Raw genomic sequence first — 17,477 nt, forward strand, 5'->3', positions numbered from 1 at the left:
CTTTCTTTCTGTATGCCGGTCCGCATCATCTGTATGCTGGCTGGCGCCATGAGATACCTTACGCGTCAGCCATTTCTTGCTTCAGCCTTATAATCTTCTCGCGATATTCCGGAAGCGAGGAGCCCAGAACTTGCACAGCATAGAGAGCCGCGTTTTTTGCCCCGTTAATAGCCACGCACGCTACGGGCACGCCCGACGGCATCTGCACCATCGAAAGCAGTGAGTCCATGCCGCCTAAATCGCTGGTCTTCATAGGAACTCCGATGATAGGAAGCGGAGTATACGCAGCTACGACACCCCCAAGATGCGCGGCTTTTCCCGCGGCGGCGATAATCACCTTGAGGCCCCGATCAGCTGCCGTTTTTGCCCATTCGTGAACTTTCTGTGGATTGCGATGCGCGGAGGCGACGACCAGCTCGTAGGGAACGCCCATGCGTTCGAGCTCCGCCGTGCAGCCTTCCATGACAGGAAGATCAGACTTAGAGCCCATAATAATCCCAACAACCGGCTGTTCCGCCATAGTTGCTCCTTCACTACTCCGGCCTGTATCAGCGCCATTGCTACCAGCATATCCTCACTAAGTATAAATTACTCAGCGAGAAGCACCTCCGTCACCTGACGAGAGTCACACAAGCACTATATTTTCTTCCTATTTTCGTTATCATGTTCTCTGGCGTTGGTCCATCAGTCCACGTGAAAGGAAATCCTATGAGTAACGCTAATCCTGTCTTGTTCAAACGTAGAGGCGCGTATATTCCGCGCATCGCCGCAGTTCATGATCTGTGCGGCTACGGAAAATGCTCACTTGGCGTAGCGATTCCGGTGCTTTCCGCAGCTGGCTGCGATGTATGCCCTGTTCCCACATCGCTCTTCTCGGCGCACACTCGCTTCCCTAAGTTTTACATGCACGACACCACCGATATGCTGGCTGACTACCTTGACGCGTGGGTGGATGAGGGTATCGAACTTGACGCCGTTTACTCCGGATTTTTAGGCGCTGCTGAGCAAGTTGCAAGCATTCAGCGCTTGTATCGCGAGCATCCAAAGGCGCTTCGTATCGTTGACCCGGTAATGGGTGACGGCGGCGTCATGTATCCAACCTACACGCAGGAACTCTGCGATGCTATGCGTGGCCTTGTTGACGGCGCTGACGTTTTGACGCCAAATCTTACCGAGGCAAGCATTCTCACCGGCATCGAATACGAAGGCCAGAACCTTACTGATGAGCAGGTCGGGCGCTATCTTGACGCGCTGCTTTCGATGGGCGCAAAGTCCGTGGTGCTCAAAGGCATTGTTCGCGGCGACGGCTTTATCCGCAATTACATCGCTGTTCGTGGCGAGAAGGGCGCCGAGGTCACCGAAGTTGCCGATGAGCTACTGCCGTATATGCTGCACGGAACCGGTGATCTTTTCGCTTCGGCTCTCCTTGCTGCCCTTATGTGCGAGCGCGGTCTTGCAGACGCCTGCGCATTTGCCGGCGCGTTTGTTCGCGACGCCATGAAAGTCACACGCGAACAGCCAGACTTTGAGGTCCGCGGCGTTTCTTTTGAGTCCGTACTTGGAGAGATTACACAGCTCGTACAGTAGTTCTAAAAACTTAGTTTGAGCCGTTTGAGCTGTTCTTTGCTCCGGCTCCTGAACCGTCACTGGCTCCCGATCCAGATCCAGAAGCGCCGGAATCACTGGTGGAGCCATTGGCGGTTCCGTCTGTCGTTTCTTTATTGCCGCCACCACTACTCTTTTCGGCACCGGTACTATTGCTGTTGCTCTTTCCGGTGCCGGAGCCGGAGCTATTGTTGCCGCCATTAACCAGGTTGTCCAGAACGCGCACCGGCGTATACGATGTGGCAATCTGGTCACGAAGCTGAGTCTGGGTATCTTCATCGGCGCCCGTAGTTACACAGGTAATGGTAACGCCCGCAGCGGACTGCGTCTTGGAATAGGTAAAGGTAAAGATGGGTGTAGCATCGCCACTTGGCTTCAAGAAGCCAAAGAGCTCCGATTTCTTGAGGTGTCCCTCGTCGCCGCGATGGGTGTTTACGTGATAGACAACCGTATTGATCTTGGGGTTCAACAGGCAGTTAAACGCGAAAGCCTGGGCTTGAACAGACGACGCCGACAGGCATTCCAATACATTGCCGGAGCTGGTATCTGTAACCGTCACCTCAACGCGCCCGGTGTTCTCATCAGCCTCCTGGACGGAAAAGTCTTCCGGAAACTGCGTGAAGCCGTCTCCCCATTCAACACCGCCGCGCAAAGCGGACGCTACGGTACGAACGGTAACCGACTCGGTCAGGTTTGCGGTGTTGGCTCGACGGATGAAGCCACAAGAAATCTGCATGAGTACAACGGCCGCAAGAAACACCAGCATAAAAATAACGGCGGTCTTCGTAATGACCTTCTCGACATTTGACCCTGAAGGATCGGTGCCACTCAGAGGGTCAATATCAACGGCTTCGGCGCCGCCTGCACGGCGAGCCCGTTCAACAGCAGCGCGCTCCTCGTTAGGATGGCCGGTTTCATCAACCTTGGTAAAGAGCTCCTCAGCGGCATCCGCGTCAAGTGCACCGCGCTGCCTGCGAGCAAACTCTTTTCTTTGGTCTGTAGCCATAATCCTCTTTCCGTCCACAACGAGATGATTATACGTTATTTCCGTCTTTATCTCGCGCGCACAACGCTACCTGCTTCAGCGCCCGCTCCAAACTGCATGCGATAGTATGTGGCGTACGTTCCTCCTTTGGCGAGAAGCTCCTCGTGGGTGCCGCGTTCAACCGCTCGACCTCCCTCAATGGTGATAATCTCATCAGCCCCCATGATGGTGGAAAGGCGGTGCGCGATAATGAGCGTTGTGCGGTTTTTTGCAAGCTCGGAAAGAGACTCCTGAACCGCACGCTCCGATTCGTTGTCCAGCGCCGATGTAGCCTCATCCAGAATAAGCAGCGGTGGATTCTTCAGAAAGACACGGGCGATGGAAATGCGCTGTTTTTGCCCGCCGGAAAGCCGTGTGCCGCGCTGCCCAACCTCCGTATCGTATCCGTCAGGCAAGCTTTCCGCAAACGCCGCGATATTGGCACGCCTAGCAGCCGCTTCAATCTCTTCTCGCGTTGCTTCAGGGCAGCCATATGCGATGTTTTCCGCGATAGTCCCGTCAAAAAGATAGACGTCCTGCTGTACAAGGCCAATGGCATCGCGAAGCGAATGCTGAGTCACGTCGCGCACGTCCTGACCGTCAATGGTAATAGATCCTGACGTTACATCATAAAATCGCGGTAATAAAGAGCAGGTCGTTGACTTTCCGCCGCCGGAGGGGCCAACAAGGGCAACTGTTTTCCCTGGCTCGATGTGAAGATTCAGTCCTCTGATGACTTCATCGTCACCGTCATAAGAAAAGTGAACGTCCTCGTAGATAATCTCGCCTGCGAAAACCGCAAGATCAGGGGCGTTCGGTTTATCTTCAACATCAGGGCGCGTGTCCACTATCTCCGTAAACCGCTGAAAGCCCGCCAGACCCTTTTGGAACGTTTCCGTAAAGTTCAGAATGTTTGAAATAGGGGTGGTAAAAAGAGACACATACAACGCGAAAGTAGCCAGGTCAACGGCGCGCATCTGTTCGTGCGCGATCATCCAGCCGCCGAACACCACAATGGTGGTATTAAGTATGCCCATCATCGAATCGATAGCACCATGATAGCGACCCATAGCAAAGTACATCCGCGCTTTGGAATCCAGATAGGCGTCATTGCTTTTGCGAAACTTAGCCCGCTCATGGTCTTCGGCAACAAAGCCCTTAACCACGCGAATGCCCGCCAGCGAATCCTCAAGCTGAGTATTGACGTTTGAAATGCGGACGCGATTCTCGCGAAAAATAGCTCTCATGTGCACATTGGCGAAGAAATTAAAGACTACCAGCGCCACAGCGATAGCGACCATAACGAGGGTAAGCGGCACATTGATAAAGGAAAGGATAACGAATGAGCCCGCAATCTCCATAACACCGATTACAAGGTACTCAGGACCGTGATGCGCCGTCTCAGAAATGTCAAAAAGATCGGACACCAAACGACTCATCAAATCGCCCGTCTTATGGCGGTCGTAATACGAAAAACTCATGCGCTCATAGGCGTCAAACAGGTCTTCTCGCATATGGCTTTCCATGCGAGCCCCCATGATGTGTCCCCAGCTAATAACAAAGACGCGGCAGAAGAAATGCAGGGCATACATACCAATCAGCCCGACAGCCACCAGCGCGAGAGATCCTACAATAGCGTCTTTGCCTTCCGTGAACAGACCTCCCGCAAGCTGCCGTAAAATCTGCGGAAAAGCAAGCTCGGTACCTGCAATTACAAGCGCGCAGACCATGTCCATAAAGAACAGATGACGCTGACCCGTATAGTACGAAAGAAAGCGCAAAAAGATATTCTTATGCGGCGCGACTTGTGTTTTGGATCGTCTATTTTTCTCGCCATCGCTGTTTTGCTGGCGAGAAGTACTGTCTGTCATGAGTAATCCTGTCTGATATACGAGGCTGCCGCGCTACCGAGTACCGCGACAGCCAGACTGCTCTATGTGAGAATTGCCGAAGACCACTTCAAAGCCTGTAGCCTACGAAGCCTGCAATCTGCGCGAGATAGAGTCACACAAAAGCGCTCCTACCACGGTTTTCGCATCTTCAATGCGCCCATCAAGCACCGCATCAATGAGCTCAGAGACTTCCACCAAATCAACGTTTATGAACTCATCGGCATCGGGGTCGGAGCCGACAAACGTGAGACCCGTCGCCATGTAAATATGAATTACCTCGTCAGTAAACCCATCCGAAGTGGCAATGCTCGTCAAAAACGCCATTTTTTCCGCCTGCATACCGGTCTCTTCCAGAAGCTCTCGATGAGCGCAGTCAAGAGGATCCTCGCCGGGGTCCAACTTTCCCGCAGGCAGCTCAATCGTAACGCGGTCAATTGCCGTCCGGTACTGACGAACCAAACAAATACGGCCCTCGTCGGTAAGAGCCACAACCGCCACGGCTCCGGGATGACGTACGACATCGCGCAGCGCTACGCGACCGTCCGGCAACTCAACACGCAAGCGGTTGACGTTAAAGATTCGACCGGTCCATGCAACGTCTTCGGAAATCGTCTTTTCTGCAAGAGCCGCGTCACGCGGATCATCATTACCAAAGACCAGCTCACGTTCTACAGGCATCCCCGACATATGCGGAGCAGCGCCCGCAACGGTTTTTCGGTCGCCATCATAGGTGAGCAATTCGGCCGCAGCTCGCAAATCGGAGACGGCTCCGCTAATTGCGCTCTTATCCTCTGCGGAAAGAACGGCCTGCGCGGAAGCATCGTTCTTATCGGCATCAGGTTCAACAATCTCTGGCTCACACTCAAGGTGAGCGTCCTGCTCGTCCTTGATCTCGGGCTGCGCGCCCTTGCGTTCAAGCGGGTCCTTCTCGGCCTCAAACGGCTCTTTCTTGGTTAAAAACTCTGCGTTCTTTTTTTCAGTCATCAATGCGCCTTACGTGGTTCAAGTGCCTTACGTCCAATATCGGTGCGATATTGCTTACCGTCAAAGTTGATCCGATCAACGGCCTCATATGCCAAACTGCGCGCGCTCTCAAAGTTAGGAGCCAGAGCTGTAACGTTAAGCACTCGGCCTCCGGCGGTCACAAGACGGCCATCGGGTGTGCGAGCGGTGCCGGCATGGTTTACAAAAATACCCGGCTCCTGTTCCGCAGACTCAATGCCGTCAATCTCCTTGCCTGCTTCATACGAACCCGGATACCCCGCGCTTGCCAGCACCACGGAAACCGCGACCATATCGGACCAGGATATCTCCTGCTCATCCAGGGTACTCTCATCACAGGCGCGCATAATTTCAATGAGATTCCCTTGGAGCCGCGGCAAAATGGCCTGCGTCTCGGGATCTCCAAAACGCGCGTTGAATTCCAGAACTTTGGGCCCTTCGTCAGTCAGCATAAAGCCACCGTACAAGCAGCCTGAATAGGTGATTCCCTCCGCCTTAAGCTCCGCGATTACTCGCTTCTCAATGGCAACCATGGCTGCAAGTTCATCGCCCGTAACATGCGGGCTGGGAGAAAAAACGCCCATGCCGCCGGTATTGGGCCCACGGTCACCATCAAAGGCACGCTTATGATCCTGCGCTGTCGCAAGCGGTACAAGCGTTGTGCCATCAGTAAGCGCAAGCAACGAGCATTCAGGTCCCTCAAGGAATTCTTCGATTACCACTGTAGTACCCGCGGCGCCAAACTGGCCGGAAAAACACTCGTGTACGCCTTTAAGAGCTTCTTCGGTCGTAGCCGCGACGATAACGCCTTTACCGGCCGCCAGGCCGTCAGCCTTGACGACTATCGGAGCGCCCACCTCGCGCACATAGGCCTCACAGGAAGCTTCATCGGTAAACGACTTCCAAGCTGCTGTGGGAACACCCGCGCGCTGCATAACGCCCTTGGCAAACGCTTTCGATCCCTCCATCTGAGCGGCTGCTTTGCTGGGTCCAAAACAGGGAATGCCCGCCGCGCGTACGGCATCGGCAACACCTTCTACAAGCGGCGCCTCCGGGCCGATAACCACAAGACCCAGGTTCTTCTCGCGAGCAAATGCCGCCACTTCCTCGGGATTGTTTTGGTCTATCGGCGCGGTTTCCGCTAGCACGGCCATGCCCCCATTGCCGGGCGCGACGTAGAACTTTCCCGCATGCGGCGACTCACGCAGCTTGGTCAAAAGCGCATATTCACGGCCACCGGCTCCTAAGAGCAAAACGTCGGTTGTATCCACGGCCAGCTCCTCCGCTTTGTCATACAGATTTTTAGGAACAAACGCGACGCCCACCGAAGTTGTCCCGATATGCGGAGAAAATTCCTTTGAAGCCGGTCGGCGCGCGAGCAGCGCAGCCTCATATTCATTGGTATCCAAAGGCTTTTCCAGCGCAAGTCTGGCCCGATGGTCACCTGAAGAAATGATGACGTAGACAAGCGGCCCCTCAACCACATACGCCGCGCTCAGCGATCGAGAAATGCGCGCGGTAAGATCGGAAATGTCGTGACTGTGGGCAATCTCTTTCAATAAACCGTTTGCCAACAGATAGAGATACATCTCCGATGAAATGCGACGGCGCACATGCTCAAACTGCTGGCGAAAGGAAAATCGGTGAGGACGATGCTGATGGCGCACAAGTTTCTCGCCGTTCATGGAGATAAAAAGCGTGCCGGCCGCTTCGCTGAGCTCACGCCCATACGCCGCAGCCGCCTTCAGGTTTGCTCCAGCCGCGCGCGCAGCGCTCAGTCGTTCCAAAATGATGCCCTGCGCTGCAGGTGCGTTTCCGGTATCGAGAAGCACGATCTTCTCGCCAGGAACATCATGCGCTTCGCGCTGATTTGCAACACCATCGCCGACAATATTTCCCCGGGCATCCTCCGCTGTCTTATAGGAAAGCGCCAGCTCTGAGCTCACATGAACGGACAGAATACCTGTATATTCTTCACTCAGCAGCTGACGATAGAACGCCGCGACTTCTTCAGCGCGAGCGTTCAGCCTATTAGGAATCAAGAGAATCTCTAATGCCTCAAGATCTTCGCGTTCAAATCCGCAAGGGTTGTCGGCTACGAGAGCAAACGTCCGGCAACCAGCGCAGTGCGCAGCGCGTGCCACGTTTTACCTCCAGTAGCGGTCGATGGTCTGTTCACGTTCGGGTCCAACGGTAATGATGGAAACACGCACGCCGGCGAGCTGCTCGAGGAAATCAATATAATCCTTAGCCTCGCGGGGGAGCTGATAGAAGTTGCGCGTTTCAGAAATATCGCATTCCCAGCCCGGCAGCGTTTCGTAGACGGGTTTTGCGTGGTAGAAGACACTCTGATGCTCAGGTACTGTCTTATAAACTTTACCGTCACACTCGTAAGCTACGCACACCTTAATTTCAGGCAAGCATCCCAAAACATCCAGCTTAGTAATGGCGAGGTCGGTTAGGCCATTGACTCGCGCGGCGTAGTTAACCACCACCGCGTCATACCAGCCGCACCGACGCTTGCGACCCGTAGTAACTCCATATTCATGCCCTACCTCACCCAAACGGTCGCCCGTTTCGTCAAAAAGCTCCGTAGGGAACGGTCCTGAACCCACGCGGGTAAGATAGGCTTTTGCGATGCCCAATACGCGATCGATATTGGTGGGACCTACGCCAGAGCCGGTAACGGCACCTCCTGCCGTGCAGTTTGAAGATGTCACGAACGGATAGGTGCCGTGATCAATATCGAGCATGGTAGCCTGAGCGCCTTCAAAAAGAATATTCTTGCCTGCCTCAAGCTGCTCATTCAAAAAGATTGAGGACTCCACGATATAGGGACACAGACGGTCAGCATAGGGAAGGTAGGTCTCACAGATTTGGTCAGCGGTATAGGTTGGCATGCCATAAACCAGCTTAAGGATAGGATTGGTATACTCAAGCGCCGCCTCAAGCTTTTTGCGGAAGATCTTCTCGTCAAGCATATCCTGCATGCGCAGGCCGGTGCGATTCATCTTGTCCATATAGGTTGGCCCAACGCCTCGCTTGGTGGTGCCGATAAGATTCTTGCCGAGCTTCTTCTCGTGCGCGCCATCAAGATCCTTGTGGTAGGGCATAACAATATGTGCGTTGCCGGAAATCTTCAGCGCCTCACAAGAAATGCCCTGACTTTCAAGCATGTCGATTTCGCCGAGAAGTATCTCCGGGTCAACGATGCACCCGTTACCAATGACGGGATAGGTATTGTCGTACATGACGCCGGAGGGAACTTGGTGAAGCGCCAGCTTAGTGTCTCCGGCAATAACCGTATGCCCCGCGTTAGCGCCGCCCGCATATCGGCAGACTACGTCGAAATCTCCAGAAATAAGGTCGGTAACTTTACCCTTGCCTTCATCGCCCCACTGGGTTCCCACAAGAACAGAAGCTGACATACGTTCTCCCTATCGCACTCTATGGCGGCTCATACGCAATCACATGGGATTGCTCATTTAGTATAGAGGTTCTTGGCGTTCTTAAATCTCCAAAAGTTTCCTAGCTGTCATTCTCTGTCCGAAAAAGTTCATAAAAGTCACAAGTCCGGTATACGTTCGGTATTTAGGATGTACTTATGCTTAAAGAATGTCTTTTCAGGCTAGTCTTTATTTGAATACAATCTTCTGCTTGAGCCATGTAGCAAATTCTACTTGTGAAACTTCCCCTTTAGCTATCCCTTGTATCTCATCATACATTTCGTTGTCACTACACTTAATATCATCAAATCCCTTAAGCCACCGCGAGAACATAGTTGATGGTATTTGCTGTGCTGTTCTCTTGTTGCCATCTGAAAATGCGTGGTCTTTTGCGATAAATACGGTAAGGGCTGCTGCTTGTTCAATAAGAAACGCTTCCAGTTCTTCTTGACGGAGTTCGATTGCTTTTTGATTAATGCCCATCAGCTATCGGCAAGCATGTCGAGAACATTTGCCCACCGCTTAGAGGACTTACTCATAGCGTCCGCAAAGGTTCCTTCAAACTTCGGAAGTTCGCTACCATCAGAAGACTGTCTGATATCGGAATCATCAACATGTATGTGACGTTGACCGGGAATATATTTCTTTTCCCATACCCCACCCTTGCGATGACTAAATTCCAGGGTATCCATAGCTGTCATGAAACCATATTTGCCCCATACGTCCTCTGCGACAAGAAGAGCCTCTTGTGGAACCTCATCTAACGGCAAGAACTTAATCTGCCCACTGCTATAATGAGCAAACTCTTTATAGACGCTAGGCACGACTGGGCCGAAAGCCCACACTTCAATATCGTCATCAAAAAGCTTTTTCCAGCCTGAAGAGCGTTCGCGTAGGCAAAGTACACGAGTTTATTGATTTTCATATTTGTAAGGTAACTGTCGCGCACATGAATTTTCCCGCGCCGTCAGGGCGTCAGCGTCGTCATACCCTTCGATTACCTCTACAAACTTGGTAGAAGATCCCACGAACGTGAGAGAAATATCCGCAAGCGACCCTGAGCGGTTCTTCGCGATAATGAGATTAGTGATGCCCATGTCGGGACGGTCATTACGAGAGGCTTCGTCCTCGTTCATCGAACGGTCTAGCAATATAACAATGTCCGCGTCCTGCTCGATAGCGCCCGATTCGCGTAAATCGGACAGCTGCGGACGCTTGCCGGTGCGATTCTCCAGCGTACGGTTAAGCTGAGAAAGCGCGATAACAGGCACTTTAAGATCTTTTGCCATAATCTTGATACCGCGTGACATCTCAGATACCTCGGTAGCGCGGTTATCCGCTCGCCTTTGATTTGCGGGAGGAGAAAGCAGCTGCAAATAATCAATGACAATAATGCCCTTTGGTTTGTTGTGGAGCATGCGGCGAGCCTTGGCGCGAATTTCGGTGACTGTTATGCCGGGCGTATCGTCAATCATAATGTCAAGATTGGAAATAGCCGCGGAAGCCGCCGCGAGACGAGGCCAATCGTCAGGCGCTATCTTCGCGGAGCGAATTGACGTAAGGGAGACGCGCGATGAAGACGCTAAGAGGCGCTGAGCGATTTCCATCTTGCTCATCTCAAGCGAGAAGAACGCCACATTCGCGCCGGTCGCAGCAGCCTGCACAGCAAGATTGAGCGCAAACGATGTCTTACCGACACCGGGGCGGGCGCCGACAACAACCATCTGTCCCGGACGCAAGCCTAGGAGCACGGCATCAACAGAAGGAAAACCGGTCTGAACGCCAAGCTCCACTTTTGATTTGTTTGCGTTGTCCGAAAGTTCTTGATAGAGATTGTTCATGACAGCGCTGATAGGCTGCTCACTTTCTGAGACATCTGAGTTAGTTACGTCAAAAATAAGCTTTTGAGCCGCATCGACAACTTCTTTGGTGTCTTCAGGAGCATCATAGGCAAGCGCCGATATCTGCGCTGAAGCGGAAATCATCTTGCGGAGTGTCTTGTCGCGGTGGAGCATCTCTGCATGATACTGCCAGCCCACACGAGCAAGCGGATCTCCGCCAAGTTCCGCGATGCGCTCAGGTCCTCCCGCTTTCTCAAGTTCGCCTTTACTTTTAAGCGTGTCAGATACCGAAAGAGGGTCAACGGCGTTGTTATGATTAAACAGAAAGCTGATGGCGTTAAAGATACAACGATTAGAGGGTGTATAGAAGTCTTCTTCCGTAAGACGGATGAGACATTCCGCGCGAGCTTCTTCATCGTTCATCATCGCTGAAAGGACAGACATTTCCGCCTCAGGATCCTGAGGCATAGCCACCTTCTCAAGCGCATTCAGTCGCGTTGGATTAATCTCATCTACAATTTCAGACATTCTGGTTCCATTTCTTTCAGTCCTGGAAAGAGAATACTAGCGCATTTTTCCTCAAAAAGGCCTTCTTTTTTTGCCGACGGTATGCCAGAAAAAGTATTCAACAGTTTTTTTCACAACATAGTATCAGTGATATGGACTTCAGCTAGTTTTCAACATTTTCAACATTTTGTCGACTTTTTGGTAAACGGTAAAACTCCACAATTTGCCGCCTGGTAATGTTATACAGAGTCCACTGCAATTTTGCAGGACTTTGTTCCACTTTATACATGGTTTTACAAAACAGCAGATAAAACATGGTATAAATTACCAAGCCTTCTTTAAGTTACGAAAATGCCCCGCTGCAAACAATTACAGCAGGGGCATTTTCTGGTGTTTCAAAACCTTGGCATGAGGCTTATTTTTTTCTTCCAACTGGCATTTTTGTAGAAAACCCCAGTTGTCAAAAGAACATTCGCGACGACCAAAAAATCGCGTGAAAAAAGTTATTCTGTGGTCTCTGCCTTCTCAGTCTCCGTCTCAGAAACAACTTCTTCGGACTCCACAGCGATACTTTCGTTCACCGCAACGGCAGGCTCAACCTCTTCCGCGGCCTCTTCAGGACCAACCTGAACAGAAACCGTAGCCTCAACCTCACGGTAAAGGTCAACAATCACCTTGTGGCGACCGGCGGTCTTGATAGCGGCGCTATGCACAATGCGCTTACGATCAATTTCAACGCCAAGCTGATCTTTGATGGCGTTGGCAATCTGCGCGGGAGTGACAGAACCAAACAGCTGTCTCTCCTCGCCAATCTTGGCGTCAACGGTAACGAGCTTGCCGTCAAGGGCGGCCTTTGTAGCCTCCGCATCCGCAAGACGCTCGGCTTCACGCTTGGCGATATTGTGGCGACGCTCCTCAAGCTGTTTAATGTTGCCTGGGGTAGCGGGCTGGGCAATCTTTTGAGGGAACAGGAAGTTCTCTGCATAGCCCTGGGCAACCTCTACGATGTCGCCCTCTCCGCCCTTACCACGAAGCTCGCCCAAGAGAATTACTTTCATGGGAACTCCTTCGGTCAGTCAGCCGAAGCCGACTGATTTTTTGTTTGTGCGGTCTTCTCGCCGCCAGGCCTCTTCCCACGCGAAAGGCGCCGGAAGTTCGCCCAGATATCGGCTAGACCGACAAAAGTTACTATACCAACCTGAATTTCGAGAAACGCCGCGAATATAAATAAAGCCATCGTCAGCACGGGTGATACGCCATGGCGCCGCAAGAACCATGCAACCACAGCGACGCCCTGAACAACTAAGGCGAACCGTATTGCCGTCAGTACGTTAACAGACGCCTGAAACGCCTCGTCTCCGTAATACGGAAGCGTTGGACTTGCCGCATATACCGCAAGCGTCAAAATGCCCAACGCCACAAGCCATAGAGGCACATCGTACTCCGCAAGCTGCGGCAAAAGCGTACGGTTTCCTCCAAGGCCGCGATAAGCACCTCGTGCACCAATACGCGCGACAACATAGTATGCCAGCGCAACCAAGGTAAAGCTTGTGGGCCAAAAGAGCTTCATTAGGCCTTTGAGATACGCAAAACCAACTGAACCGTTCAGGGACACATTGGCATACTGCGACCGGTAAAATTCAAACGCTTCGTCAACGCTGGCGGAAAGTGTCGTCCCGTCTAAGGCAGCGAGCAGGGCATATCCCCCCAGAATGAGGAGGGCTCCTGCGGCAATAATCACCAAATTTATGCTAGTTGTCGATAGACCACGCGAGACAGAAACACCAACGCATACCGCGATAAAGCCGGCGCAAAACGCGCTTGTCAACGCGGCAAAGCCTCCAGAAAGATATCCTATCCCGCCAACCGCAAGAAGCGCCAACAATGAAGCGCCCAGTGCTTCTCGCCAACCTCTCTTATAGCAGGTAACAACCATGCCATAGCTTACGAGGGCTGCGCCGACAAAGGTAAGATATGAGCAGACCAACGCTCCTAAAGCCACTAGTAAGAGCCCCTGCTCAAACGAAGGCTGCTCATGAGCCACCGAGCGCTTCGCGTCATAAGACCCAAAGCGTTTCTCTGAACCTTGCGCATCACGAGAACCCTGGGTATGAGTTCCCTGTGTACCGCGCGGAACAGGAGGCAGGCCCGTATTATCTCGCTTGCCTTTCATACGTTATCGCATCGTTTCTCAACCACGACTATCCGCGATTACGGCCACCGCGGCTTGAAACGACCGCAACGGTGTAAGGCAGAAGAGCCATCTCACGAGCGCGCTTGATAGCAAGCGCAATGTCGTGTTGATGCTGCGTGCAGGTGCCAGTGACGCGACGAGGTTTGATTTTACCGCGGTCGGTCATGTACTTGCGAAGAAGCTGAGTATCCTTGTAGTCAATATACTCAGTATCCTCCTTGCAGAACTGGCAATACTTGCGACGCGGCTGACGCTGAAAATCTTGTTTCTGCTGAGCCATGTCATATACCTTTCTGTGGCAACCGAATTTCAGCTGCCGTATTCATTAAAACGGAATGTCCTCGTCGTAGACATCAGCTGCTGGCGCGGCAGGTGCCTGCGGAGCGGGGGCGGCAGCCTGTGGAGCGGGCGCCGCGTATGTGGGCGCCGATGGCTGCTGTACGGGAGCGGGAGCAGCGCTTGCCTGCTGCTGATTCCTGGAAAGGAACTCAACTTCGTCCACAACAACCTCAAGTTTGCTGCGACGCTGTCCCTCTTTCGTCTCCCAAGTGCTGTAACGAAGCTTGCCTTCAATGGCAACCTTCGAACCCTTGGAGAGGAAGCGGGAAAGCGCATCGGCACGCTGGCCAAACACCACGCAATCAATAAAGTTGGGAACATCTTCCCACTCGCCGGTCTGTGCATTTCTGCGACGATCGTTAACGGCAACCCCGAATGAAAGAATCTGGGTGCCGCCCGCTGTTGAGCGAAGCTCAGGGTCGCGAGTCAGATTGCCCGAAATATTCACTCTGTTAATGCTCATACTCTCACTGCCTCTCATCGTGGAAACGCTCTCTGCGTTCCACCTTCCATTAGGAGCTTAGTCCTTGTCGACACGGCGCACGATCATGTGGCGCTTTACGGCGTCATTGATGCGCAAAACTCGATCGAGCTCTGCAATCTGCATTGGATCTGCATGGAAGTTGATAAGGGTGTAATCACCCTCGGTAAGTTTGTCGATTTCAAAAGCAAGCTTGCGCTTACCCCAGTCCTCGACGTTGTCGACTACGCCTCCATCGGTGGTAATGGCAACGTCAATACGCTTCATAACACCGGCGCGAATCTCCTCGGAAGAGGACGGATCGACAAAATACAACAGTTCATAGGCCTTCATATGGTCACCTCCTCTGGGCTAATGGCTTCGGAAAGTGAAGGTGCGTCCGAAGCAGGAAAGGTTCGACCAAGCATCATACCACATACCTGCGCCTCTGTCCGCATCACCTCGAATTCTCCTTTTCTCTCTTTCCAGACAAATCCGGCACTTCAAGCCTACCGTACGGTTCTGACTGCAATCTGTCCGCATTCTGACGAGGCGCACCACAACTTTCAACAATCCGCTGGCGAGAAGGCCTTCCGTTCCATATCACCGCTTGTATAAGAAAACGGCCATCACACAATCTGCATGATGGCCGTTCAAAGGCATTTGTTTTCAATGCCTAGATCAAACAACGTTCGTCAACTACTGTTGCGTTGGCGCGAACGGATCGGTATTTGTTCCCTGCTCACCAGCGGATTCTTTAGCGGGCTTCTCGGACACCTGTCCTGACTGTCCAAACGGGACAACCTCTACGTCAGTTTCGGTTGTTGGAGCTGCCGGCGCTGCCACGTCAGTTGCCGGAGCCGCTGGTTCTGCGGTTTGATCAGGCACAGACTGCGCTGGGGCGGGCTGCGTCGAAGCAGGCTGTACGGGAGTAACAGGCTGAGCGACTGGCTCTTTTTCGGCAGCCGTAGCCTGCCGCGCTTCTTCAGCAATCGCTTCATCGCGAGGATCATACAGATACGGCGGCAAAGGATCGCTGCTTTTACCCCAGGAGGGAAGATTAAACTGGCGCATCCACAAAGCAAACGCCGCGCTGATTACTAAATTCAGCACAACAGAAATAGCAGCAATAAGAATAGCGTTCACCAAGAAAGAAGGAATCGTCGCCATCAGCGCGGCATTGAGCATACGATAGTAAGCGCTTAACGTCATACGGCCGCCAAAGACAAATCCTTCATTCAGCAGGGCGGAAAAGTACGCGATAAACGTACCTCCCATAAACATCGATCCAAGGGATCCGACAATAAACTCTCCAACTATGCTGAGTGCATAAATCCGGCATAAACCAGGAAATCCATGCTTAAACATCTGAACGACAGCCCTGACGTTAAAGCCCGCGCTCAATTTCTGATAAATGGTAGCGCGGAGCTGAGCAACAATCACAAAGTAGCTCAACAAAATGCCTGCAATAACAAAAAACGGGAACAGGATGCCGTTAAGCACTGGAATAAAGAGAGCCGCTATACCCAAAAGGCCAAATGCGAGACAATATACAAGCCCCACAACAAACATACGCCAACCGCTTGAGATTGACTGACCAACACTTGTCTTGTTATCTGTAATGCTGATGTTGTTACCCCATGCAACCGTGCGCATCCATTCGGCAATATACCCTGATACGCCAAGCGGTCCCACAACGGGAACAAGGCACGCAAGAGTCAGCAGCAGCGCGGTTTTCCACCAACCCTTATTCTTCGTTGTAAGGGTCCAGGCGCGGGCAAAATAGCGATCCCGACGGAAGCCCTCAAGTTCCTGAGCAGATACCATCATCATTTCTCCTTTCGGAATACACCAAAAATTGTGTGCATGAAAAGGCTAGCATTTCTGTAAAAAATAGACAAATCAACTCATAGACACGCAGTAACTTTCCAGTTAAATCGGTATATACAAGAAAAGTAAAATGGCGGAGGAGGAGGGATTCGAACCCTCGTACCCCCGAAGGGGTAAACGGTTTTCGAGACCGCCGCATTCGACCACTCTGCCACCCCTCCAAGGGTGAAACGGCGCCCGCAGGCGCCGTGAAAGCTCTGGCGGAGAGTCAGGGATTTGAACCCTGGAGACGCTTTAGGCGCCTACACGATTTCCAATCGTGCTCCTTCGGCCACTCGGACAACTCTCCTTATAAAAGTGCATGCGTCAGTATAACTGAATTTTACACAAAACGCACGGTCATTTTTGCTTTCCGTTAAAGTGGCGAGAAAAACACAGGTATAGTATGGGTCTGCTTTGAAATCACCGCGCAGCCGCAGACTTCGCTATCCTTTGTTAGCTATCCTTTGTGTAGTGGTTGTGTCGCGCTTATGTGTGTCCGTTCTTGGGAGGTCAGGATGCCGCCGTTCTTCTCGCCCTGTGGCATGGATTATATTTCCGTAGCCGTGCCTTCATGGCTTGACCTTGCAACGGTTATCGTCGGCGCGCTTGCAGGCATTATCGTGGCTCGCAAACGTCACTTAGATCTTGTAGGTTTCGTAGGTTTAGGACTTCTGGGAGGCCTTGGTGGAGGGCTCATCCGTGACGTAATGATGCAGCATGGCGGCGTCTATATGCTCGATAGTCCCTATGCCATACCAGCCGCTGTTCTCACGGCTCTTATTGTCTTTTTCTTTCCGCGGCCACTCGACAAATTTCCGCGCGCCCTCGAATGGGTTGATATCATCTCCGTTGCTTTGTTTGCCGTAGTCGGCACCGACAAAGCTCTCATCTATCATCTGCTTCCCATGTCCATCATCTTGATGGGGTCTATCACCGGCGTGGGTGGCGGCATGCTGCGTGATGTCTTTTTGGGCGATATCCCTCGCATTTTTCAGCGCAGCAATCTATACGCGTTTTGCGCTGTAGCGGGCTCCACATCGTATTGGGCGGCCGTAACCTACGCCCACATCTCAAAACCGTGGGCAGCCGTCCTGTGTGTCATTGTCACAGTTGGCCTGCGCCGCTGGTCACTTCATTACGATGTGCTTTCCCCCGCCGACGTCGATTTGACCCCTCATGTCATGGAGCGAGTCCACAAGTTCCGCGCAAAGCCCAACTCAAAGCTCACGCAAGAAAAGCCCGAGGACTGAGAATTTTTCTCGCCCGCTCTTGCTCGCTCTTCTGAAGGCCGCTGT

16 protein-coding genes, 2 tRNA genes and 1 pseudogene are annotated in these 17,477 nt (G+C 52.5%); 2 read left to right on the forward strand and 17 right to left on the reverse strand.

The features are described from left to right. Positions 1 to 58 precede the first annotated feature (58 nt). Positions 59 to 520 carry a 5-(carboxyamino)imidazole ribonucleotide mutase gene (purE, locus tag QM016_RS04455; protein ID WP_016477737.1) on the reverse strand — a complete coding sequence of 154 codons (462 nt, stop codon included), beginning with the start codon at positions 518 to 520 and terminating at the stop codon, positions 59 to 61. A 188-nt stretch (positions 521 to 708) separates the two neighbouring features. Between purE and QM016_RS04460 the strand changes: the two genes are divergently transcribed. Continuing rightward, entirely contained in the window at positions 709 to 1,587 is an 879-nt protein-coding gene (locus tag QM016_RS04460; RefSeq protein ID WP_282710451.1) for a PfkB family carbohydrate kinase, read from the forward strand. Positions 1,588 to 1,597: 10 nt separating this feature from the next. Here the strand turns inward: QM016_RS04460 and QM016_RS04465 are convergent, their stop codons facing one another. The 16 genes and pseudogenes from QM016_RS04465 to QM016_RS04545 form a co-directional block, all read right to left on the reverse strand. Continuing rightward, positions 1,598 to 2,611 carry a hypothetical protein gene (locus tag QM016_RS04465; protein ID WP_282710456.1) on the reverse strand — a complete coding sequence of 338 codons (1,014 nt, stop codon included), beginning with the start codon at positions 2,609 to 2,611 and terminating at the stop codon, positions 1,598 to 1,600. A 47-nt stretch (positions 2,612 to 2,658) separates the two neighbouring features. Then, entirely contained in the window at positions 2,659 to 4,500 is a 1,842-nt protein-coding gene (locus QM016_RS04470; RefSeq protein ID WP_282710460.1) for an ABC transporter ATP-binding protein, read from the reverse strand. A gap of 102 nt (positions 4,501 to 4,602) precedes the next feature. Continuing rightward, the gene (locus QM016_RS04475) at positions 4,603 to 5,505 is read right to left on the reverse strand and encodes an NUDIX hydrolase (RefSeq protein WP_349237892.1); all 903 of its coding nucleotides are present in this window, start codon (positions 5,503 to 5,505) and stop codon (positions 4,603 to 4,605) included. Beyond that, positions 5,505 to 7,667 carry a phosphoribosylamine--glycine ligase gene (purD, locus tag QM016_RS07280; RefSeq protein ID WP_349237893.1) on the reverse strand — a complete coding sequence of 721 codons (2,163 nt, stop codon included), beginning with the start codon at positions 7,665 to 7,667 and terminating at the stop codon, positions 5,505 to 5,507. Before purD ends, QM016_RS04475 begins: the two co-directional genes overlap by 1 nt. A gap of 3 nt (positions 7,668 to 7,670) precedes the next feature. After that, positions 7,671 to 8,951 carry an adenylosuccinate synthase gene (locus QM016_RS04490; RefSeq protein WP_282710464.1) on the reverse strand — a complete coding sequence of 427 codons (1,281 nt, stop codon included), beginning with the start codon at positions 8,949 to 8,951 and terminating at the stop codon, positions 7,671 to 7,673. Between the two features lie 207 nt (positions 8,952 to 9,158). Beyond that, the gene (locus QM016_RS04495; protein ID WP_282710467.1) at positions 9,159 to 9,452 is read right to left on the reverse strand and encodes a type II toxin-antitoxin system death-on-curing family toxin; all 294 of its coding nucleotides are present in this window, start codon (positions 9,450 to 9,452) and stop codon (positions 9,159 to 9,161) included. Continuing rightward, a pseudogene (locus tag QM016_RS04500) lies at positions 9,452 to 9,829 on the reverse strand (hypothetical protein); the annotation flags it as partial. The pseudogene QM016_RS04500 and the gene QM016_RS04495, both read right to left, overlap by 1 nt. Before the next feature lie 51 nt (positions 9,830 to 9,880). Then, the gene (gene dnaB, locus QM016_RS04505) at positions 9,881 to 11,338 is read right to left on the reverse strand and encodes a replicative DNA helicase (RefSeq protein ID WP_282710468.1); all 1,458 of its coding nucleotides are present in this window, start codon (positions 11,336 to 11,338) and stop codon (positions 9,881 to 9,883) included. A gap of 482 nt (positions 11,339 to 11,820) precedes the next feature. Continuing rightward, the gene (gene rplI / locus QM016_RS04510; RefSeq protein ID WP_282710470.1) at positions 11,821 to 12,375 is read right to left on the reverse strand and encodes a 50S ribosomal protein L9; all 555 of its coding nucleotides are present in this window, start codon (positions 12,373 to 12,375) and stop codon (positions 11,821 to 11,823) included. A 14-nt stretch (positions 12,376 to 12,389) separates the two neighbouring features. Further along, positions 12,390 to 13,490, reverse strand: a complete 1,101-nt coding sequence (locus tag QM016_RS04515) for a DUF2232 domain-containing protein (RefSeq protein ID WP_282710471.1) — start codon at positions 13,488 to 13,490, stop codon at positions 12,390 to 12,392. A 28-nt stretch (positions 13,491 to 13,518) separates the two neighbouring features. Next, positions 13,519 to 13,791, reverse strand: coding sequence for a 30S ribosomal protein S18 (gene rpsR, locus QM016_RS04520; RefSeq protein ID WP_016477726.1), 273 nt, complete (start codon positions 13,789 to 13,791; stop codon positions 13,519 to 13,521). Between the two features lie 45 nt (positions 13,792 to 13,836). Next, complete coding sequence (gene ssb / locus QM016_RS04525; RefSeq protein WP_282710474.1) at positions 13,837 to 14,313, reverse strand: single-stranded DNA-binding protein; 477 nt, start codon at positions 14,311 to 14,313, stop codon at positions 13,837 to 13,839. A 57-nt stretch (positions 14,314 to 14,370) separates the two neighbouring features. Continuing rightward, positions 14,371 to 14,664 carry a 30S ribosomal protein S6 gene (gene rpsF / locus QM016_RS04530; protein WP_282710476.1) on the reverse strand — a complete coding sequence of 98 codons (294 nt, stop codon included), beginning with the start codon at positions 14,662 to 14,664 and terminating at the stop codon, positions 14,371 to 14,373. Positions 14,665 to 15,009: 345 nt separating this feature from the next. Further along, entirely contained in the window at positions 15,010 to 16,140 is a 1,131-nt protein-coding gene (locus tag QM016_RS04535; RefSeq protein ID WP_282710477.1) for a DUF4013 domain-containing protein, read from the reverse strand. A 131-nt stretch (positions 16,141 to 16,271) separates the two neighbouring features. After that, positions 16,272 to 16,361, reverse strand: a tRNA-Ser gene (locus tag QM016_RS04540). 37 nt (positions 16,362 to 16,398) lie between these two features. Next, positions 16,399 to 16,489 (reverse strand) — tRNA-Ser (locus QM016_RS04545). Between the two features lie 208 nt (positions 16,490 to 16,697). On the opposite strand from QM016_RS04545, the gene QM016_RS04550 reads away from it, so the two are divergent. After that, on the forward strand, positions 16,698 to 17,432 hold the full coding sequence (locus tag QM016_RS04550) for a TRIC cation channel family protein (protein WP_282710479.1): 735 nt from the start codon (positions 16,698 to 16,700) through the stop codon (positions 17,430 to 17,432). Positions 17,433 to 17,477 lie beyond the last annotated feature (45 nt).

The sequence above is a fragment of the Lancefieldella sp. Marseille-Q7238 genome (genome assembly GCF_949152215.1).
Lineage (GTDB): Bacteria > Actinomycetota > Coriobacteriia > Coriobacteriales > Atopobiaceae > Lancefieldella.